We start from the raw sequence: 14,343 nt of genomic DNA on the forward strand, positions 1-14,343 counted from the left end.
CAGGCCGGCTCCAGCCCTGTCGTTCATGTTGTTTCTGATTTATGTTCACGCAGGTCGGACGGTTCGATCGGTATCACTTCGATGTCCGCGCCGGCCGACTCCCTCCGCACCCATGCCCGAGAAATGGAGTGGCATGAACCAGAAATCCCTCTCCGGGTCGCGTCGACGGTTGCTCGTCGCGCTGCCCGCCGTCGCCCTGGCGGCCGCGTCACTGACCGTGACCGGCAGCTCGGCGGCGGCCGAGTCCGGGGCCCCCCGGGCCACGATCGGGGCCGACGAGTACTACATCAACTACTCGGAGCCCGCCGTCCAACCGGACAGCGACGGTCGCGAGGTCAAGGGCAAGGGTGGCGTCCACGCGCCCGCCGTCGACGAGGCGCGCAGGTACGACCGCAAGTTCGCACGCGGCAACCCGGTGACCGCCCGGCAGCTCGCGAAGATCGAGGCCGAGGCGATCAAGACGGGCAAGAACCCGCGGCAGATCAAGCAGGCCAAGGGCACCCAGACCGCCAAGCTGCTGACCCTGCTGGTGGAGTTCAACGAGAACGCCAACGACGACTTCACCGACGTCATGGTCCCCAAGACGGTCTTCGAGGACCGGAGCTGTGTCCTCGGCACCGTGCAGAACGGACCGCTGCACAACAACATCCCGAACCCGGCGAGCCTGCCGAAGCTCGACAACAACTCGATGTGGGTGCCGGACTTCTCCCCCACCCACTACAACAAGATGCTCTACACCGCCGAGGGCATCACCGAGCGGGTCCGCACCGACCTGACCGGGCCGGACGGCAAGCCGGGCATCAACCTGGCCGGCCGGACGATGCGCAACATGTACCTGGAGATGTCGAAGGGCGCGTACACGGTCGACGGGCAGGCCAGCCCGTGGATCAAGGTGCCGCACTCCGAGGGCTGGTACGCGGCCTCCCGCTGCTTCCAGGACGAGAACGGCAACTGGGTCGCCGGGCGGCAGCAGTCGATGAACGGTCACCCGGACAACCCGCAGGGTGCCGGGCGGCTGGCCACCGACGCGATCGACACGCTCGCGAAGATGGACCCGAACTTCCCGTGGGCGGACTACGACATCGAGGACCAGGCCGACCGGGACGGTGACGGCAACGTCCTCGAGCCGGACGGCGTGATCGACCACCTGGTACTGGCGCACGCCGGCAAGGGCAAGTCGGCCGGCGGTGGCGCGCAGGGCACCTACGCCGTGTGGGCGCACTCGTCGTCGATCGTCGGCGGCTACACGATCCCCGGCACCCAGCTCAAGGTGTCGAACTACATCGTGCAGCCGGAGGACGCCGGCGTCGGTGTCTTCGCCCACGAGTACGGCCACGACCTCGGTCTGCCGGACCTCTACGACACCTCCGGCAACGCCGACTCGGACGTCGACTTCTGGGACCTGATGGCGTCGGGCTCGCACTCCGGTGAGATCTTCCAGGCGCTGCCGACCCACATGGGCCTCTGGGACAAGTGGATCCTCGGCTGGGCCGACCCGCTGACCATCACCCCGGGCTCGTCCCCCCGCGACGTGCAGCTCGGCCAGACCTCGCGGACGCCGGTGGGCACCAAGGACGGCATCAAGGTCAACCTGCCGGACAAGGTGATCACGCTCGCGACCCCGCACAGCGGCGCGAACATGTGGCACTCCGGTGCCGACCAGGAGTGGGCGGACGTCAAGATCGCCCGCCAGGTGGCGGTGCCGGCGGCGGCCGACGCGAAGTTCTGGATGTGGAACAACTTCGTCATCGAGGCCGACTGGGACTACGGCTTCGTCGAGGTCTCCACCGACGGCGGCACGACCTGGGCCGAGCAGAAGGTCTACGACTCGACCGGCAAGCTGGTCTCCACGAACGACGGATACGCGGACCCGAACGGCCGCATGGTCGACTTCGGCAACAAGAAGTACGGGCTCACCGGTGACACCCACGGCTGGCGGCACGACTACGTCGACCTGTCGGCGTACGCCGGGCAGACCGTGCAGGTCCGCCTCCGGTACGCCACCGACGAGGCGTTCCTGGAGAAGGGCTGGTTCGCCGACGACTTCTCGGTGACCGGCGGTGGCGCCACCACGTGGAGCGACGACGTCGAGAACGGAACGGCGGGCTGGACCGCCACCGGCGGCACCTTCGTCGACACCACCGGCGCCGGCTGGCGCATCGACGGCGGCACCACGAGGCAGTCGCACTACTACCTGGCGGAGTGGCGCAACTTCGACGGGTTCGACGAGGGCCTGAAGTACGGCTACGACACCATCTATTCGCGCGACGCGTGGAAGGTCGACAAGATCTCCTACAACGCGCCGGGCATGCTGGTGTGGTACCGGGACACCACGATGGGCAACGACAACCACGTGACCGCGAATTCGACCGCGCTGCCGAGCTACGGCTCGAAGGGCGGCCTGCTGATCGTGGACTCGCACTTCGACCCGTACCGCCGGCAGGGCGAGGCGGCCGTCAAGGACCCGTCGACGCTGGACAATCTGCCCAGCCGTCCGCAGTCCGCCAACGCGGCGTTCTCGCTCAACCCCACGTACCCCTTCCGGGAGTGCCTGGAGGCGACGGGCGAGCCGTACAGCGAGTACTGCACCAGCTTCGGCGCCCAGCCGGCGGTCTCGGCGTTCACCGACGCCAAGGGCTGGTACCCGGGCATCGAGGTCCGCGGCTCGTCGCTCTTCGCCCGGGACCTCGACGCGTCGGTGGTGATCCCGTCGAAGGGCAACGTGCCCTACACGACCCGTGTCACCAACGCCGACGGCAGCCCGGCCACCGGGCTGTACGGCACCGACCTCGGGTTCACCGTGCTCGGCAGCGGCAACCCGGGTGACCAGGGCGCCGCGTACGGCGTCACGATCACCATCAAGAAGACGGCGAAGGACAACTCGTACGCCACGGTCCACGTGACCCCGGCGAACTAGACCGTCTCGCCATCCCGTCACACACGCGGGGCCCGGTCGGAGCACAGTGCTCCGACCGGGCCCCGCTCCGCTTCCTGTGACACTTTCGTGTCCCCCGGCGCTCTACCAGGGGGACCCCATAACCGCGATTACTCCAAGTGACCGTTACCGAAATGTGACGTGGATATGCACCGCTCTCGTGAAGCATTTGAACCCATTTTGCAGCGTTATGACCCCCCAGATCGTCGCCTCAGGCACCAATTGACCCGTGACAACCGCCCCTCCTCTCTGTAAGGGTGAGTGCCGCATCACATGACAGTCACGGCTCGATACGTCACTGCCATGTAACAGATCCACAAGGAGGAGGACCTTTGAGGAGACGAGTCACAGCCGGTCTGGCCTCGGCCGCGGCCGCGCTGCTGGCGGCGGGAGTCGTGTCGGCGCCGGCCTCCGGCGCACCGGCCGCGGACCCGGCCCCCGGTTCCGACAAGGCGAAGCACGGCAGGGACAGCCTCCCCGATCCGAAGTCGGATCAGCAGCGCGAACTCCGCAAGCAGGCCATCGCCGACCTGCTCTCCGGCAAGGCCAAGCTCCAGACGCGCAACGGCTCGAAGGTCATCCAGGTCAAGGACGACCTGTTCGTCGAGTACCAGCAGGCGCCGAAGACCGACCCGCTGTTCACCATGCTTGTCGAGTTCGGCGACAAGGTCGACCCCCGGACCGGCGGAGCTGCCGGCCCGGTGCGCAACCAGATCCCCGAGCCCGACCGTAACTGGGACGGCGACGCGACCGACGACAACAGCACCCTGTGGCGGCCGGACTTCAACCGGGCGCACTTCCAGGACATGATGTTCGGTCCGGGCGAGTCGATGCGAGACTTCTACTTCACGCAGTCCGGCGGCCGCTACACGCTCGACGGCGACGTGAGCGACTGGGTCAAGGTCCCCTACAACGAGGCCCGCTACGGCAGCAACGCCATCTCCGAGGCGGACGGCTACTGGAACTTCGTCAAGGACAGCGCCACCGCCTGGTACGAGGCCCAGGTCGCCGCCGGCAAGACGCCGGAGCAGATCAAGCAGTACCTGGCCCGGTTCGACATCTGGGACCGGTACGACTTCGACGGCGACGGCGACTTCAACGAGGCCGACGGCTACATCGACCACTTCCAGGCGGTGCACGCCGGTGAGGGCGAGGAGGCCGGCGGCGGCGCCGAGGGCGAGGACGCCATCTGGTCGCACCGGTGGGCCGCCTTCCCGAACCTCGCGGGCTCCGCGGGTCCGGCGGGCAACCTCTCCGGTGGGGTGCAGATCGGTGACACCGGCATGTGGATCCGGGACTACACCACGGAGCCGGAGAACGGCGGCCTGGGCGTGTTCGCCCACGAGTACGGCCACGACCTCGGTCTGCCGGACCTGTACGACACCGCCGGCGGCGACAACGGCGTCGGCTTCTGGAGCCTGATGTCCTCCGGTTCGTGGCTGAGCCGCGGCAAGGACGACATCGGGTCGACCCCGGGCTACATGGACCCGTGGTCGAAGCTGTACCTCGGCTGGCTCAACCACTCAACGGTGCAGTACGGCAAGGGCAGCACCCAGGTGACCCTGGGCCCGGCCGGCGACAGCGACGGGCCGAAGGCCCAGGCCGTGGTGGTCAACCTGCCGGCGCAGACCCAGACCACCTCGTACAACACCCCGTTCGCGGGTGCCAACGAGTGGTGGGGCGGCAGCGCGGACGACCTGAACACCACGCTGGCCCGCCAGCTGGACCTGACCGGTGCGACCTCCGCGTCGATCACCGCGAAGGCCTGGTACGACATCGAAGAGGACTACGACTACCTCTACGCCGAGGTGTCCACCAACGGTGGCGCCACCTGGGCCCCGCTGAGCAACTCGCTCATCGACTCCGGCGAGACCGGCGTCGACGGCTCCACCAGCGGCAACTGGGTCGACCTGACCTACGACCTGTCCGCGTACGCCGGGCAGACCGTGCAGTTCCGCTACCGCTACCAGACCGACGGCGGCGTGCACCTCGCCGGCGCCTTCCTGGACAACGTGTCGCTGGTCAAGAACGGCTCCGCCGCCTGGACCGACGACGCGGAGACGCTGGACGCCGCGTGGACGGCCAAGGGCTTCACCCGGATGACCGGCTCGGTGACCGACACGTACCCCCGCTTCTACATCGCGGAGAACCGCACCCACCTCGGGTACGACGACACGCTGCGGACCGGTGGGTACAACTACGGCTTCGCGAACACCCGCCCGAACTGGGTGGAGCGCTTCTCCAACCACCCGGGCATGCTGGTCTGGTACGTGAACTACGCGTACGGCGACAACAACACCTCGGAGCACCCGGGCTACGGCCTGAACCTGCCGGTCGACGTCCGGCCGGGTCAGATCAAGGTCGACGGTCAGGGCACGATCAGCAACCGGCGCAACGGGTACGACGCCACGTTCAGCCTGTACGCCAAGCCGGCGCAGACCTTCCACCGCAACGGGGTGCCGGTCACGGTCCCGGCGCTCGCCCCGAACCCGCTCTTCACCGACAGCGGGGCGAACAAGTACTGGAACAACAGCAACCCGTGGAACTCGGTCAAGGTCGCCGGCACCGGCACCAGGATCGAGATCCTGAAGCAGGGCACCAACCCGACCGACGACATGGTCGTCAAGGTGACCAACTGACAACAGTGTTACCAGTGGGGCCGGTGGCGGAGACGCCACCGGCCCCACTGCATTCCACCCACCTGCGCCTCTGATAGAGGATCGTCGCTATCCGGATGGCCCTGACCATTTATGCAGGCCACGCCCGTCGACGAAGAGTCGGGGTGTGACAGTGAAAAGCGTTCTCAACAAATTCTTGCCACAAAACGACGCGCCCGTCTTCCCACCCGTCACACGAGTGTCTATCTTCACCATTGGTCCCACCCGTGGGATCCAATTCGCCGGCCCCGTACCCCCCGTTGGGCCGGTTCCCTCACACCGGAGGTACCACGTGCGCAAAGTCGCAGTGGGTCTGCTCGGGCTCTCGCTGACGGCGACGGCACTGGCGGTCGGACCGTCCGCCAACGCCGCTCCGCAGCCGAAGTCGCCGACGACCGCACCGTCGGTCGCCGGGCAGGCCGAGGCCGAGCACGCCCACGCCCACGCCGAGCATGACCTGCCCAACCCGCTGGAGGACAAGCGTCGCGCCCTGCGCCAGGAGGGTCTCAGCGAGGTCCTGTCCGGCAAGGCCAAGGCCCAGCGGATCAACGGCAGCACGGTCGTCAAGGTCGGTGAGACCGCCGCCGGCGCGCCCGGCGCGACCGGTGCCACCGCCCGGGCCGCCCGCACGGGCGGCAAGAAGGACCAGTACGTCGAGCTCTCGCGGGAGCGCACCGACCAGGTCTTCGTGATCCTGGCCGAGTTCGGCAACGAGCGGCACCCGGACTTCCCGGACAAGGACATCGACCCCGACTGGCCGGGTCCGGCGCGGTTCGACGGTCCGCTGCACAACGAGATCCCCGAGCCGAACCGCGCGGTGGACAACTCGACCGTGTGGCAGAAGGACTTCAGCCCGGAGCACTTCCGCAAGCTCTACTTCGGCACCAAGCCGGGTGACGAGTCCCTGAAGCAGTACTACGAGGCCCAGTCGTCCGGGCGCTACAGCGTCGACGGCGTGGTCAGCAACTGGGTCAAGGTCAAGTACAACGAGGCCCGGTACGGCCGGTCCAACGACCCGATCGCCGACGACAGCAACGACCCGGCCAACGACCCCGCGGTCTGCAACAGCAACATCTGCCAGAACACCTGGGAGCTCGTTCGCGACGCCGCCAACCAGTGGGTCGCCGACCAGAAGGCCCAGGGTCGCACCGACGCCCAGATCGCCGCGGACGTCAAGGCGATGGACAAGTGGGACCGGTACGACCACAACGGCGACGGCAACTTCAACGAGTCGGACGGCTACATCGACCACTTCCAGATCGTCCACGCCGGCGGCGACATGGCCGACGGTGACCCCAACCAGGGTGAGGACGCCATCTGGAGCCACCGCTGGTACGCCTTCGCCTCCGACCAGGGCTCGACCGGTCCGGCCAACTTCCCGGCCGGCGGTACCCAGATCGGCGACACGGGCATCTGGATCGGTGACTACACCATCCAGCCGGAGAACGGTGGCCGTAGCGTCTTCTACCACGAGTACGGCCACGACCTGGGCCTGCCGGACGACTACAACATCCTCAACGGCGGGGACAACAACAACGAGCACTGGACCCTGATGGCCCAGAGCCGGCTGAGCGCCAAGAACGACGGCGGCATCGGCGAGCGCGGCGGTGACCTCGGCGCGTGGAACAAGCTCCAGCTCGGCTGGCTCGACTACGAGGTGGTCGTGGCCGGGCAGAAGCGCACCATGACCCTCGGCCCGCAGGAGTACAACTCCGCCAAGCCGCAGGCCGCCGTGGTGGTGCTGCCGGAGCGCGAGTACACCTTCGACAACGGCAAGCCGTTCGAGGGCACCAAGCAGTACTTCTCCGGCAACGACGACGACCTCAACAACACGATGACCCGCACCCTGGACCTCACCGGGAAGTCGTCGGCGTCGCTGTCCATGAAGGGCCGCTACGACATCGAGGCCGGCTTCGACTACCTCTTCTTCGAGGCGTCGCTCGACGGCGGCAAGACCTGGACGGCGCTGCCGGGCACGGTCGACGGCCAGCCGCTCAAGGAGGTCGGCGGGAAGCCGGCCCTGGACGGCAGCAGCGCGGGCAAGTGGGTGGACATCACCATCCCGATGGACGCCGCCGCCGGCAAGGTCGTGCAGTTCCGCTTCCGCTACCAGACCGACGGCGGTGTGTCCGAGGGCGGCTTCTTCGGTGACGCGATCACCGTGACCGCCGACGGCCAGGCCCTCCTGAGCGACGGCGCCGAGGCCGGCGCCGGCGACTGGGCACTGAAGGGCTGGGGCATCGTCGAGGAGACCTACAAGCGCAAGTTCGCGAACTACTACATCGCGGGCAGCCGCTCGTACGTCTCGTACGACAAGTACCTGAAGACCGGCCCGTACTTCTTCGGCTACGCGAACACCCGGCCCGACTGGGTCGACCACTACGCGTACCAGGAGGGCCTGCTCATCTCGTACTGGAACCTGCGGTGGGCGGACAACGACACGTTCGAGCACCCGGGTGAGGGTCGTAACCTGATCATCGACGCGCACCCGCGGCCGATCTACAACCTGACCGGCCAGCCGTGGCGGGCCCGGGTCCAGGTCTACGACGCGCCGTTCAGCCTGAAGAAGGCGGACTCGTTCACGCTGCACCTCAACAGCCAGCCGCAGTACATCCGCGGCCAGGCGGCGCAGCCGCTGTTCGACGACACCAAGAAGTACTGGTACGAGGAGCTGCCGAACCACGGCGTCAAGCTCCCCGCCACCGGGACCAAGATCAAGGTTCTGGAGCAGAACGGCACCTCCATCAAGGTCCGCTTCTCCTGATCGACCGATCGCAACACGCGATGCCCGGGCAGGAATCCTGCCCGGGCATCGCCCTTTCTCCGGGACCCGGCGGAAGGAACGCCGCGTCCGCCCGGCGCGTCTGACCGGTCATGCGTGCCACCCGAAGCCTGCTGCCCGTCGTGGCCGCCGTGGCCCTCGCCGCACCGCTGAGCGGCTGCCAGGGCACCGAGAAGGGACCCACCGTGTCCGGTCCACAGACCCCCGCGCCCACCCCGCCCGAGAGCACCGGCGACCCGAGCCGACCGGCCGCCACCCCGACCGGCGGGCCGGTCGCGCCGTCCGGGCGGACCGGGACGTCGCTGTCGCCCACCCGCCCGCCCACCCTGGGTCCGCCGACCGCGCCGCCGAGCCGGCCCACCGACCTGCGCCGGGTCGACGCGCTCGCCGGTCGGATCACCCGGGGCGGCGACGGGCCGTGCTACGGCCTGGTCACCGACGACGGCCGGGAGTACGCGCTGCACGGCACCGACAAGGGCACGTTCGCCACCGGCACCTGGGTCCGGGTGACGATCGGACCCGCCGATCCCGCCGTCGACTGCGGACCGGGCACCCCCGCCACCATCGTGAAGATCGCCCCGGTCACCTGAGGGGAGCGATCCGGGCCACCCGCGGCACTGGCGCAACGGGACGGCCGGCACGCAGGTCCTAGGCTGTCTGCCATGACCGAGCAGCGCGGCGGCGTCGTCGACGAGTCCTGTGTCCTCACCGAGGGGCCGTGGACGCACCGCTTCGTCGGCGCCAACGGCAGCCGCTTCCACATCGTGGAGGCCGGCACCGGCCCGCTGGTGCTGTTCCTGCACGGGTTTCCCGAGCACTGGTGGGCCTGGCACGAGATGCTGCCGGCGGTCGCCGACGCCGGCTTCCGCGCCGTCGCCGTCGATCTGCGCGGCTACGGCGCGAGCGACAAGCCCCCGCGGGGGTACGACGGCTACACCCTCGCCGCCGACGTCGCCGGTCTGATCCGGGCACTCGGAGAACGGTCGGCCACGCTGGTGGGGAGCGGCGCCGGCGGCATGATCGCGTGGACGGTCGCGTCGTTCCACCCGTCCCTGATCCGCCGGCTGGTGGTGCTCGGCGCGCCGCACCCGCTGCGGCTGCGCGCGGCCATCTTCGCCGACCCGCGCGGACAGTTCACCGCCTCCACCCCGACCCTCAAGTTCCAGATGCCCCGGTACGAACACGTGCTCACCCGGGACGACGCCGCGGCCGTCGAGGAGATGCTGCGCCGCTGGGGCGGACCGGACTGGGTGGCCTCACCGGCCTTCGCCGCGTACGCGGAACGCTGCCGGGAGGCGATGCGGATCCCGCAGGCTGCCTTCTGTGCCCTGGAGGGCTACCGCTGGGCGTTCCGGTCCGTGCTGCGGCTGCACGGCTACCGGTTCGTGCGCCTGATGCAGAAGCCGCTGATCACCCCGACCCTGCAACTGCACGGCGCGCTCGACGTCGCCACCCTCCCGCGCACCGCCCAGGGCTCCGGCCGCTACGTCGTGGCACCGTACGAGTGGCGGCTGCTCGACGGGGTGGGACACTTCCCGCACGCGGAGGCCCGGGACGTCGTGCTCGGCGAGATCCTGCGCTGGACGAAGTCCTGACGCTGCCCTACACCCGCTGCTCGCGCAGGTCGGCGACCTCCGCCGAGGGCGCCCAGCCCTGGTAGACGCCGAAGTCGAAGACCTCCAGGCCGAGCGCCCGGGCCACCGGCCAGCGACCGCCCGTGTACTCCACGCGCAGCCACCCGTCGTGCTCGGCGAGGACGATGAACGGCTGCCCCTGCCAGGTGCAGGTGGTCCGCACGTACGCCAGGTCCTCGATCTCGGTCACCGGCAGGACGCGCACGTACCGGCCGGGGCGTACCTCGTCGAAGCCGTCACCCGGCTCCGGCTGGTAGAGCCGGACGGTGTCGCCGTCCGGGCTGGCCTGGTACTCACGCCCGCGCCACCGGGCCACGTAACCGTCACGCATCACCGGCACCGACCTCTCGCCACAGGAGCGCGTCGGCGTCGAGGAGGGCGACCACCCGCTCGGTGCCGTCCGCGCCGACCCGCAGGAGCTGGGCCCCGTGCGGCAGCCGGGCGCTGTCCACCTTGAACTCCGCCACCACGTCGCTGCTCTCGCCCGGCGCGAAACCGTTGCCCCGGAACGGCGGCCGCTCGATGACCCAGCCCTCCATGGCCCGCATCGCCGCCTCGTTCTGGCCCCCGTACGGGATGCGGTAGAGGCTCGGCCGGTGCGCCGGCCACCGCAGCACGTAGATCTCCTCGGCGTCCCGCCGAAACGGCGAGTCGGGGTAGCCGAGACCGAGGGCGTCGTACAGCTCGGCCGGGGTGGTCAGGTGAGCCAGTTCGCCGGCCCGGTGCACGAAGCCGGAGACCCGGTCGTAGCCGCGCTCCAGGTAGTACGCGAGCTGGCTGGGTGCGACCGCCTTCTGCATGACGACGGGCCGGGCCGGGTCCGGTGCGGGCGGGGCGTACCGGGTGCGGGCGACGGGTTCCTCGGCCGGCGAGGGCTCCGGCTCGGTATCGGTGCCGAGCCCGACCTCCGCGGCCCAGTTCGCCAGGCCGACGATCTGCTCGCCGGGCAGCTTCGCCCCGATCGGGGTGCCCGGGTTGACCACGAACGACCAGGACTCGTCCGGCCAACGGTGGATGAGCTGGACGAACTTGACCGGCAGCGTCTCCACCGGCGCGTCGGTGTTCTCGGCCAGCCGCTCCGGCGACGTGTAGACCACCACGAAGGTCTCGCCGTCCACCTCCTCCCGCAGCCAGACGAAACCCGGTTCGCCGGGGCGGCTGCCCGGTGCGGAGTCGGGCGCGACCGGGAGCAGCACGCGGGCCAGCAGCAGCGTGGAGAGGAAGGTGTCGGTGCTGCCGCTGCCGCTCGCGTCGAGGAGGTTCTCCTCCACCTCGTTGGCGGGCAGGAAGTCCGCCAACGCGGCGGAACCCGTCGCGGGGGTCGTCGGGTCGGCGGCCGGTCCCGGATCGGCGGCGGTCGGCGGCGCCGTCCACGTGGGGTCGGCCGTCGGGTCCACCCGGTCGGAACCGGTGCCGATCAGCGGGCCGCTCGCCGTACCGGCGGGCACGGTGGGGTCGGCGGACGGTCCGCCGGTCTCGACGGACCCGGCGGCGGGAGTTCCGGTCGCCTGCACGGGCGGCGTGGTACCGGTCGGCGCCGGCTCGAAGAGGAAGCCGGCGGCCTCCGTGCCGGCGACCGGAGACGCGGCGATGTCGCGGGCCTCGATGACCGTGCCCTCGATCACGATGGGCGTGAAGCTCCGCCGGGGAGCGGGTGGCGCCGAGACCGGTTCGGCGATCGAGACCGGCAGGTCCTCGACCGGGTCCGGCTCCGGAACGGGTAGGCGGCGCGGCAGCGCCTGCGTGACGTCCACGTCCGACTCCGCCGGGCCGCGGGCGTACGCCTGGAGACGCTCGGGGACGGGAACGCGGATGGGCCGCGTCCGCTCGTCGTCCGGTGGACCCGGCCGCGCCGACAGCGCCTGGGTGGTCTCCTCGGTCGGCCCGACGGCGACCGGGTCGGTCGTCCGGAACGCCTCGGTCGGCCCCTCCGACGGCCCGGTCGGCGGCCGGCGACGGGGAAAGGGCTGGCTGCCGCCCGCGAAACGGGACGGCGGGACAGCCCGGTCCCCGGAACGGGTCACCGGATCCCGGTACGTCGAGCCGCGGCCGGACGCCGGCTCGAAGAAGGAGCGGTTCGGCCGGTCCCCGCCCTCGGCACCCGCGTGGCCGTCCGCCGTCGCGGGACGGTCGGTGCCGGGCTCGGGCCGCGCCGACGGCCAGGGCGACATCGGCCGGCCCTCGCCCGCGTTACGAGGCAGGGTCGACGGGTACGCGGGCGGCGGCGCGAGCCGCTGCCCGTTGGTCACCGCGTCCGCCCGCGACGGCTCGCTTGCCGTCCGGTCGGCGGGAACCCCCTCCACCGACGGTCGGATAGTCGGAGGGAGGACCGCGGTGGCCCGGTCCGGCGTGGGTGCGACAGGGACGGCCCCGGCGGTCGTCGTCCGGCCCTGCGGTCCGGTGCTCGGCACGGCGTCGGCGTCCCCCGCGACCGAGGTGGCCCGCGCCCGGGCCAGCGTCTCGGCGCGTTCCAGGCGGGCCCGGGCGCCCCTGGTGCGGCCCGGCAGCCGGACGTCACCGCGGGACAGTTGCGCGACGAACCAGGACGGCAGGTAGCCCTCGATCGGCAGGCCCGGGTTGACGGCCAGCCACCACTCCTGGTTGGGCCACTCCTCGGCCAGGTCGGGGTACGGCACGCGCCGGCTGGACCCGGCGTTGTCCCCGAGGCAGGCGCGCATGGCGGCCGCCGAGGTGAAGGCCAGTACGTGCGTCCGGCCGCCGGTCGTCCAGGTGCCCCACCCGGGCGGCGCCTGACCGGCGAGCGCCTGCGTGGACACCGGCAGGAAGAGGTCCGTCCGGGCCAGGATCCGGAAGTAGAGCTGTTGGTCGTTGGCGTGCAGCGCCTCGCGCATCGCCGCCTCGGCCTCCGTGGCCGGCTCCCATTCGGTCACGGCCACCTCTCCTTCCGAGAACAGGCCACAGGCATCGCGTACAACCTACAAGGTCAATTCAAGATCACAATGGCTGGCCGGCGGCGGGCCGCCCGGTTCCATAGAAGGCGATAACATCGCGTTCCGGAGTCGACACGATACGGAGGCGTCGATGTCCCGGTCCCCCGCCCACGCCCTTCTGGCGGTTCTCTCGACGGCCGTGGTCGCGTCCGTGCCGGTGCCGCCCCCGGCCGGCCCGCCGCCCGGCCCGGCTCTGGCCGGCGCGCGTGCGCCGGGCTGCGCCACGCCGCTCGCCCCGTCCCGACCGGTCGCCGCCACCCCGTGGACGCAGCAGCGGTACGCGCCGGAGCGCCTGGCGCCACTCGCCACCGGGGCGGGGGTGACCGTGGCGGTGGTCGACTCCGGCGTCGACCGCGTGCACCCGCAGCTCGCCGGGCGGGTCCTGGCCGGCACCGACCTGCTGGACCCGGGCGGGGACGGCACGCGGGACTGCGCCGGCCACGGCACCGGAGTGGCGAGCATCATCGCGGCGGCGCCACGCCCGGGGGTGGCCTTCCGGGGACTCGCGCCGGACGCCCGCATCCTCCCGGTACGCGTCAGCGAGCAGCAGGTGGTCGACGGCCGGGAGTCGGGGCGTACGGTCAGCGCCGCCGACTTCGCCCGGGCGATCCGGTGGGCGGTGGACGAGGGTGCCGACGTGTTGAACCTCTCCGTCGTGCTGTACGCCGACGATCCGGCCGTGCGGGCCGCGATCGCCCACGCGGTGGACCGGGACGTGGTGGTGGTCGCCGCGGCGGGGAACCTGCACGAGAACGGCGATCCGCGCCCCTACCCGGCGGCGTACGACGGGGTGCTCGGGGTGGGTGCGGTCGGGGCGGACGGGACGCGCGCACCGTTCTCGCAGACCGGCCCGTACGTCGACCTGGTGGCCCCGGGCGGCGACGTGCTGATGGCCGCGCCGAGGCAGGGCCACCTGCGCGCCGAGGGGACCTCGTACGCGGTGCCGTTCGTCGCCGCCACGGCCGCCCTGCTGCGGCAGTACCGGCCGGAACTGGACGCCGCGGAGGTGGCCCGGCGGATCGTGGCGACCACCGACCCGGCCCCCGGCGACGCGGCGGGGGGCGCGTACGGCGCCGGAGTGCTGAACCCGTACCGGGCGGTCACCGAGACCGTGGGTGGGGCGTCCGCCCGGGTACGCCCGGCCGCCCTCGCCGACGACCGTGCCGATCCCGCCACGCAGGCACAGCGGGAGCGGCGGGCGACGGCCCGGGACCGGGCGCTGCTGGTGGCGGGGATCAGCGGTGCGGTCGTCGCGGCGGCGGTGCTGCTGGCACTCGTGGTGCCGCGCGGCACGCGCCGCCGGTGGCGGCCACCCGGCCCGGCGTGAGCCCCCGGACACGCCGGTGGCGCCGGCCGGGCGGGCCGACGCCACCGTGCGCGGGCG

The 14,343-nt window shown here is 71.1% G+C and carries 8 protein-coding genes; 6 read left to right on the forward strand and 2 right to left on the reverse strand.

The window, feature by feature from the left end:
• The first annotated feature begins 133 nt into the window (after positions 1-133).
• The 5 genes from ACTMSW_RS17510 (at position 134) to ACTMSW_RS17530 (ending at position 9,969) form a co-directional block, all read left to right on the forward strand.
• Positions 134-2,917 carry an immune inhibitor A domain-containing protein gene (locus ACTMSW_RS17510; protein WP_441181668.1) on the forward strand — a complete coding sequence of 928 codons (2,784 nt, stop codon included), beginning with the start codon at positions 134-136 and terminating at the stop codon, positions 2,915-2,917.
• Positions 2,918-3,267: 350 nt separating this feature from the next.
• Positions 3,268-5,574, forward strand: coding sequence for an immune inhibitor A domain-containing protein (locus ACTMSW_RS17515; protein WP_441181669.1), 2,307 nt, complete (start codon positions 3,268-3,270; stop codon positions 5,572-5,574).
• Positions 5,575-5,899: 325 nt separating this feature from the next.
• Positions 5,900-8,356 (forward strand): immune inhibitor A domain-containing protein, encoded by a 2,457-nt coding sequence (locus ACTMSW_RS17520; protein WP_441181778.1) that lies wholly within the window; start codon positions 5,900-5,902, stop codon positions 8,354-8,356.
• A gap of 110 nt (positions 8,357-8,466) precedes the next feature.
• Positions 8,467-8,964 (forward strand): hypothetical protein, encoded by a 498-nt coding sequence (locus ACTMSW_RS17525; protein ID WP_441181670.1) that lies wholly within the window; start codon positions 8,467-8,469, stop codon positions 8,962-8,964.
• A 72-nt stretch (positions 8,965-9,036) separates the two neighbouring features.
• Positions 9,037-9,969: an alpha/beta fold hydrolase gene (locus ACTMSW_RS17530; protein WP_441181671.1), complete on the forward strand. Its 933-nt coding sequence runs from the start codon at positions 9,037-9,039 to the stop codon at positions 9,967-9,969.
• Between the two features lie 7 nt (positions 9,970-9,976).
• Here the strand turns inward: ACTMSW_RS17530 and ACTMSW_RS17535 are convergent, their stop codons facing one another.
• Together ACTMSW_RS17535 and ACTMSW_RS17540 are read right to left on the reverse strand one after the other, a co-directional pair.
• The gene (locus tag ACTMSW_RS17535; RefSeq protein ID WP_441181672.1) at positions 9,977-10,342 is read right to left on the reverse strand and encodes a hypothetical protein; all 366 of its coding nucleotides are present in this window, start codon (positions 10,340-10,342) and stop codon (positions 9,977-9,979) included.
• Entirely contained in the window at positions 10,332-12,899 is a 2,568-nt protein-coding gene (locus ACTMSW_RS17540) for an SseB family protein (RefSeq protein ID WP_441181673.1), read from the reverse strand. Before ACTMSW_RS17540 ends, ACTMSW_RS17535 begins: the two co-directional genes overlap by 11 nt.
• Before the next feature lie 151 nt (positions 12,900-13,050).
• Here ACTMSW_RS17540 and mycP point away from each other — a divergent pair, with 151 nt between their 5' ends.
• On the forward strand, positions 13,051-14,286 hold the full coding sequence (mycP, locus tag ACTMSW_RS17545) for a type VII secretion-associated serine protease mycosin (RefSeq protein WP_441181674.1): 1,236 nt from the start codon (positions 13,051-13,053) through the stop codon (positions 14,284-14,286).
• The last annotated feature ends 57 nt before the right edge of the window (positions 14,287-14,343 follow it).

Origin of the sequence: Micromonospora sp. BQ11, assembly GCF_052068135.1 — a bacterium.
GTDB lineage: Bacteria > Actinomycetota > Actinomycetes > Mycobacteriales > Micromonosporaceae > Micromonospora.

Coding starts and splice junctions, on each gene's coding strand:
- mycP (WP_441181674.1), top strand. CDS start 13,051: ATGTCCCGGTCCCCCGCCCACGCCCTTCTGGCGGTTCTCTCGACGGCC.
- ACTMSW_RS17510 (WP_441181668.1), top strand. CDS start 134: ATGAACCAGAAATCCCTCTCCGGGTCGCGTCGACGGTTGCTCGTCGCG.
- ACTMSW_RS17525 (WP_441181670.1), top strand. CDS start 8,467: ATGCGTGCCACCCGAAGCCTGCTGCCCGTCGTGGCCGCCGTGGCCCTC.
- ACTMSW_RS17530 (WP_441181671.1), top strand. CDS start 9,037: ATGACCGAGCAGCGCGGCGGCGTCGTCGACGAGTCCTGTGTCCTCACC.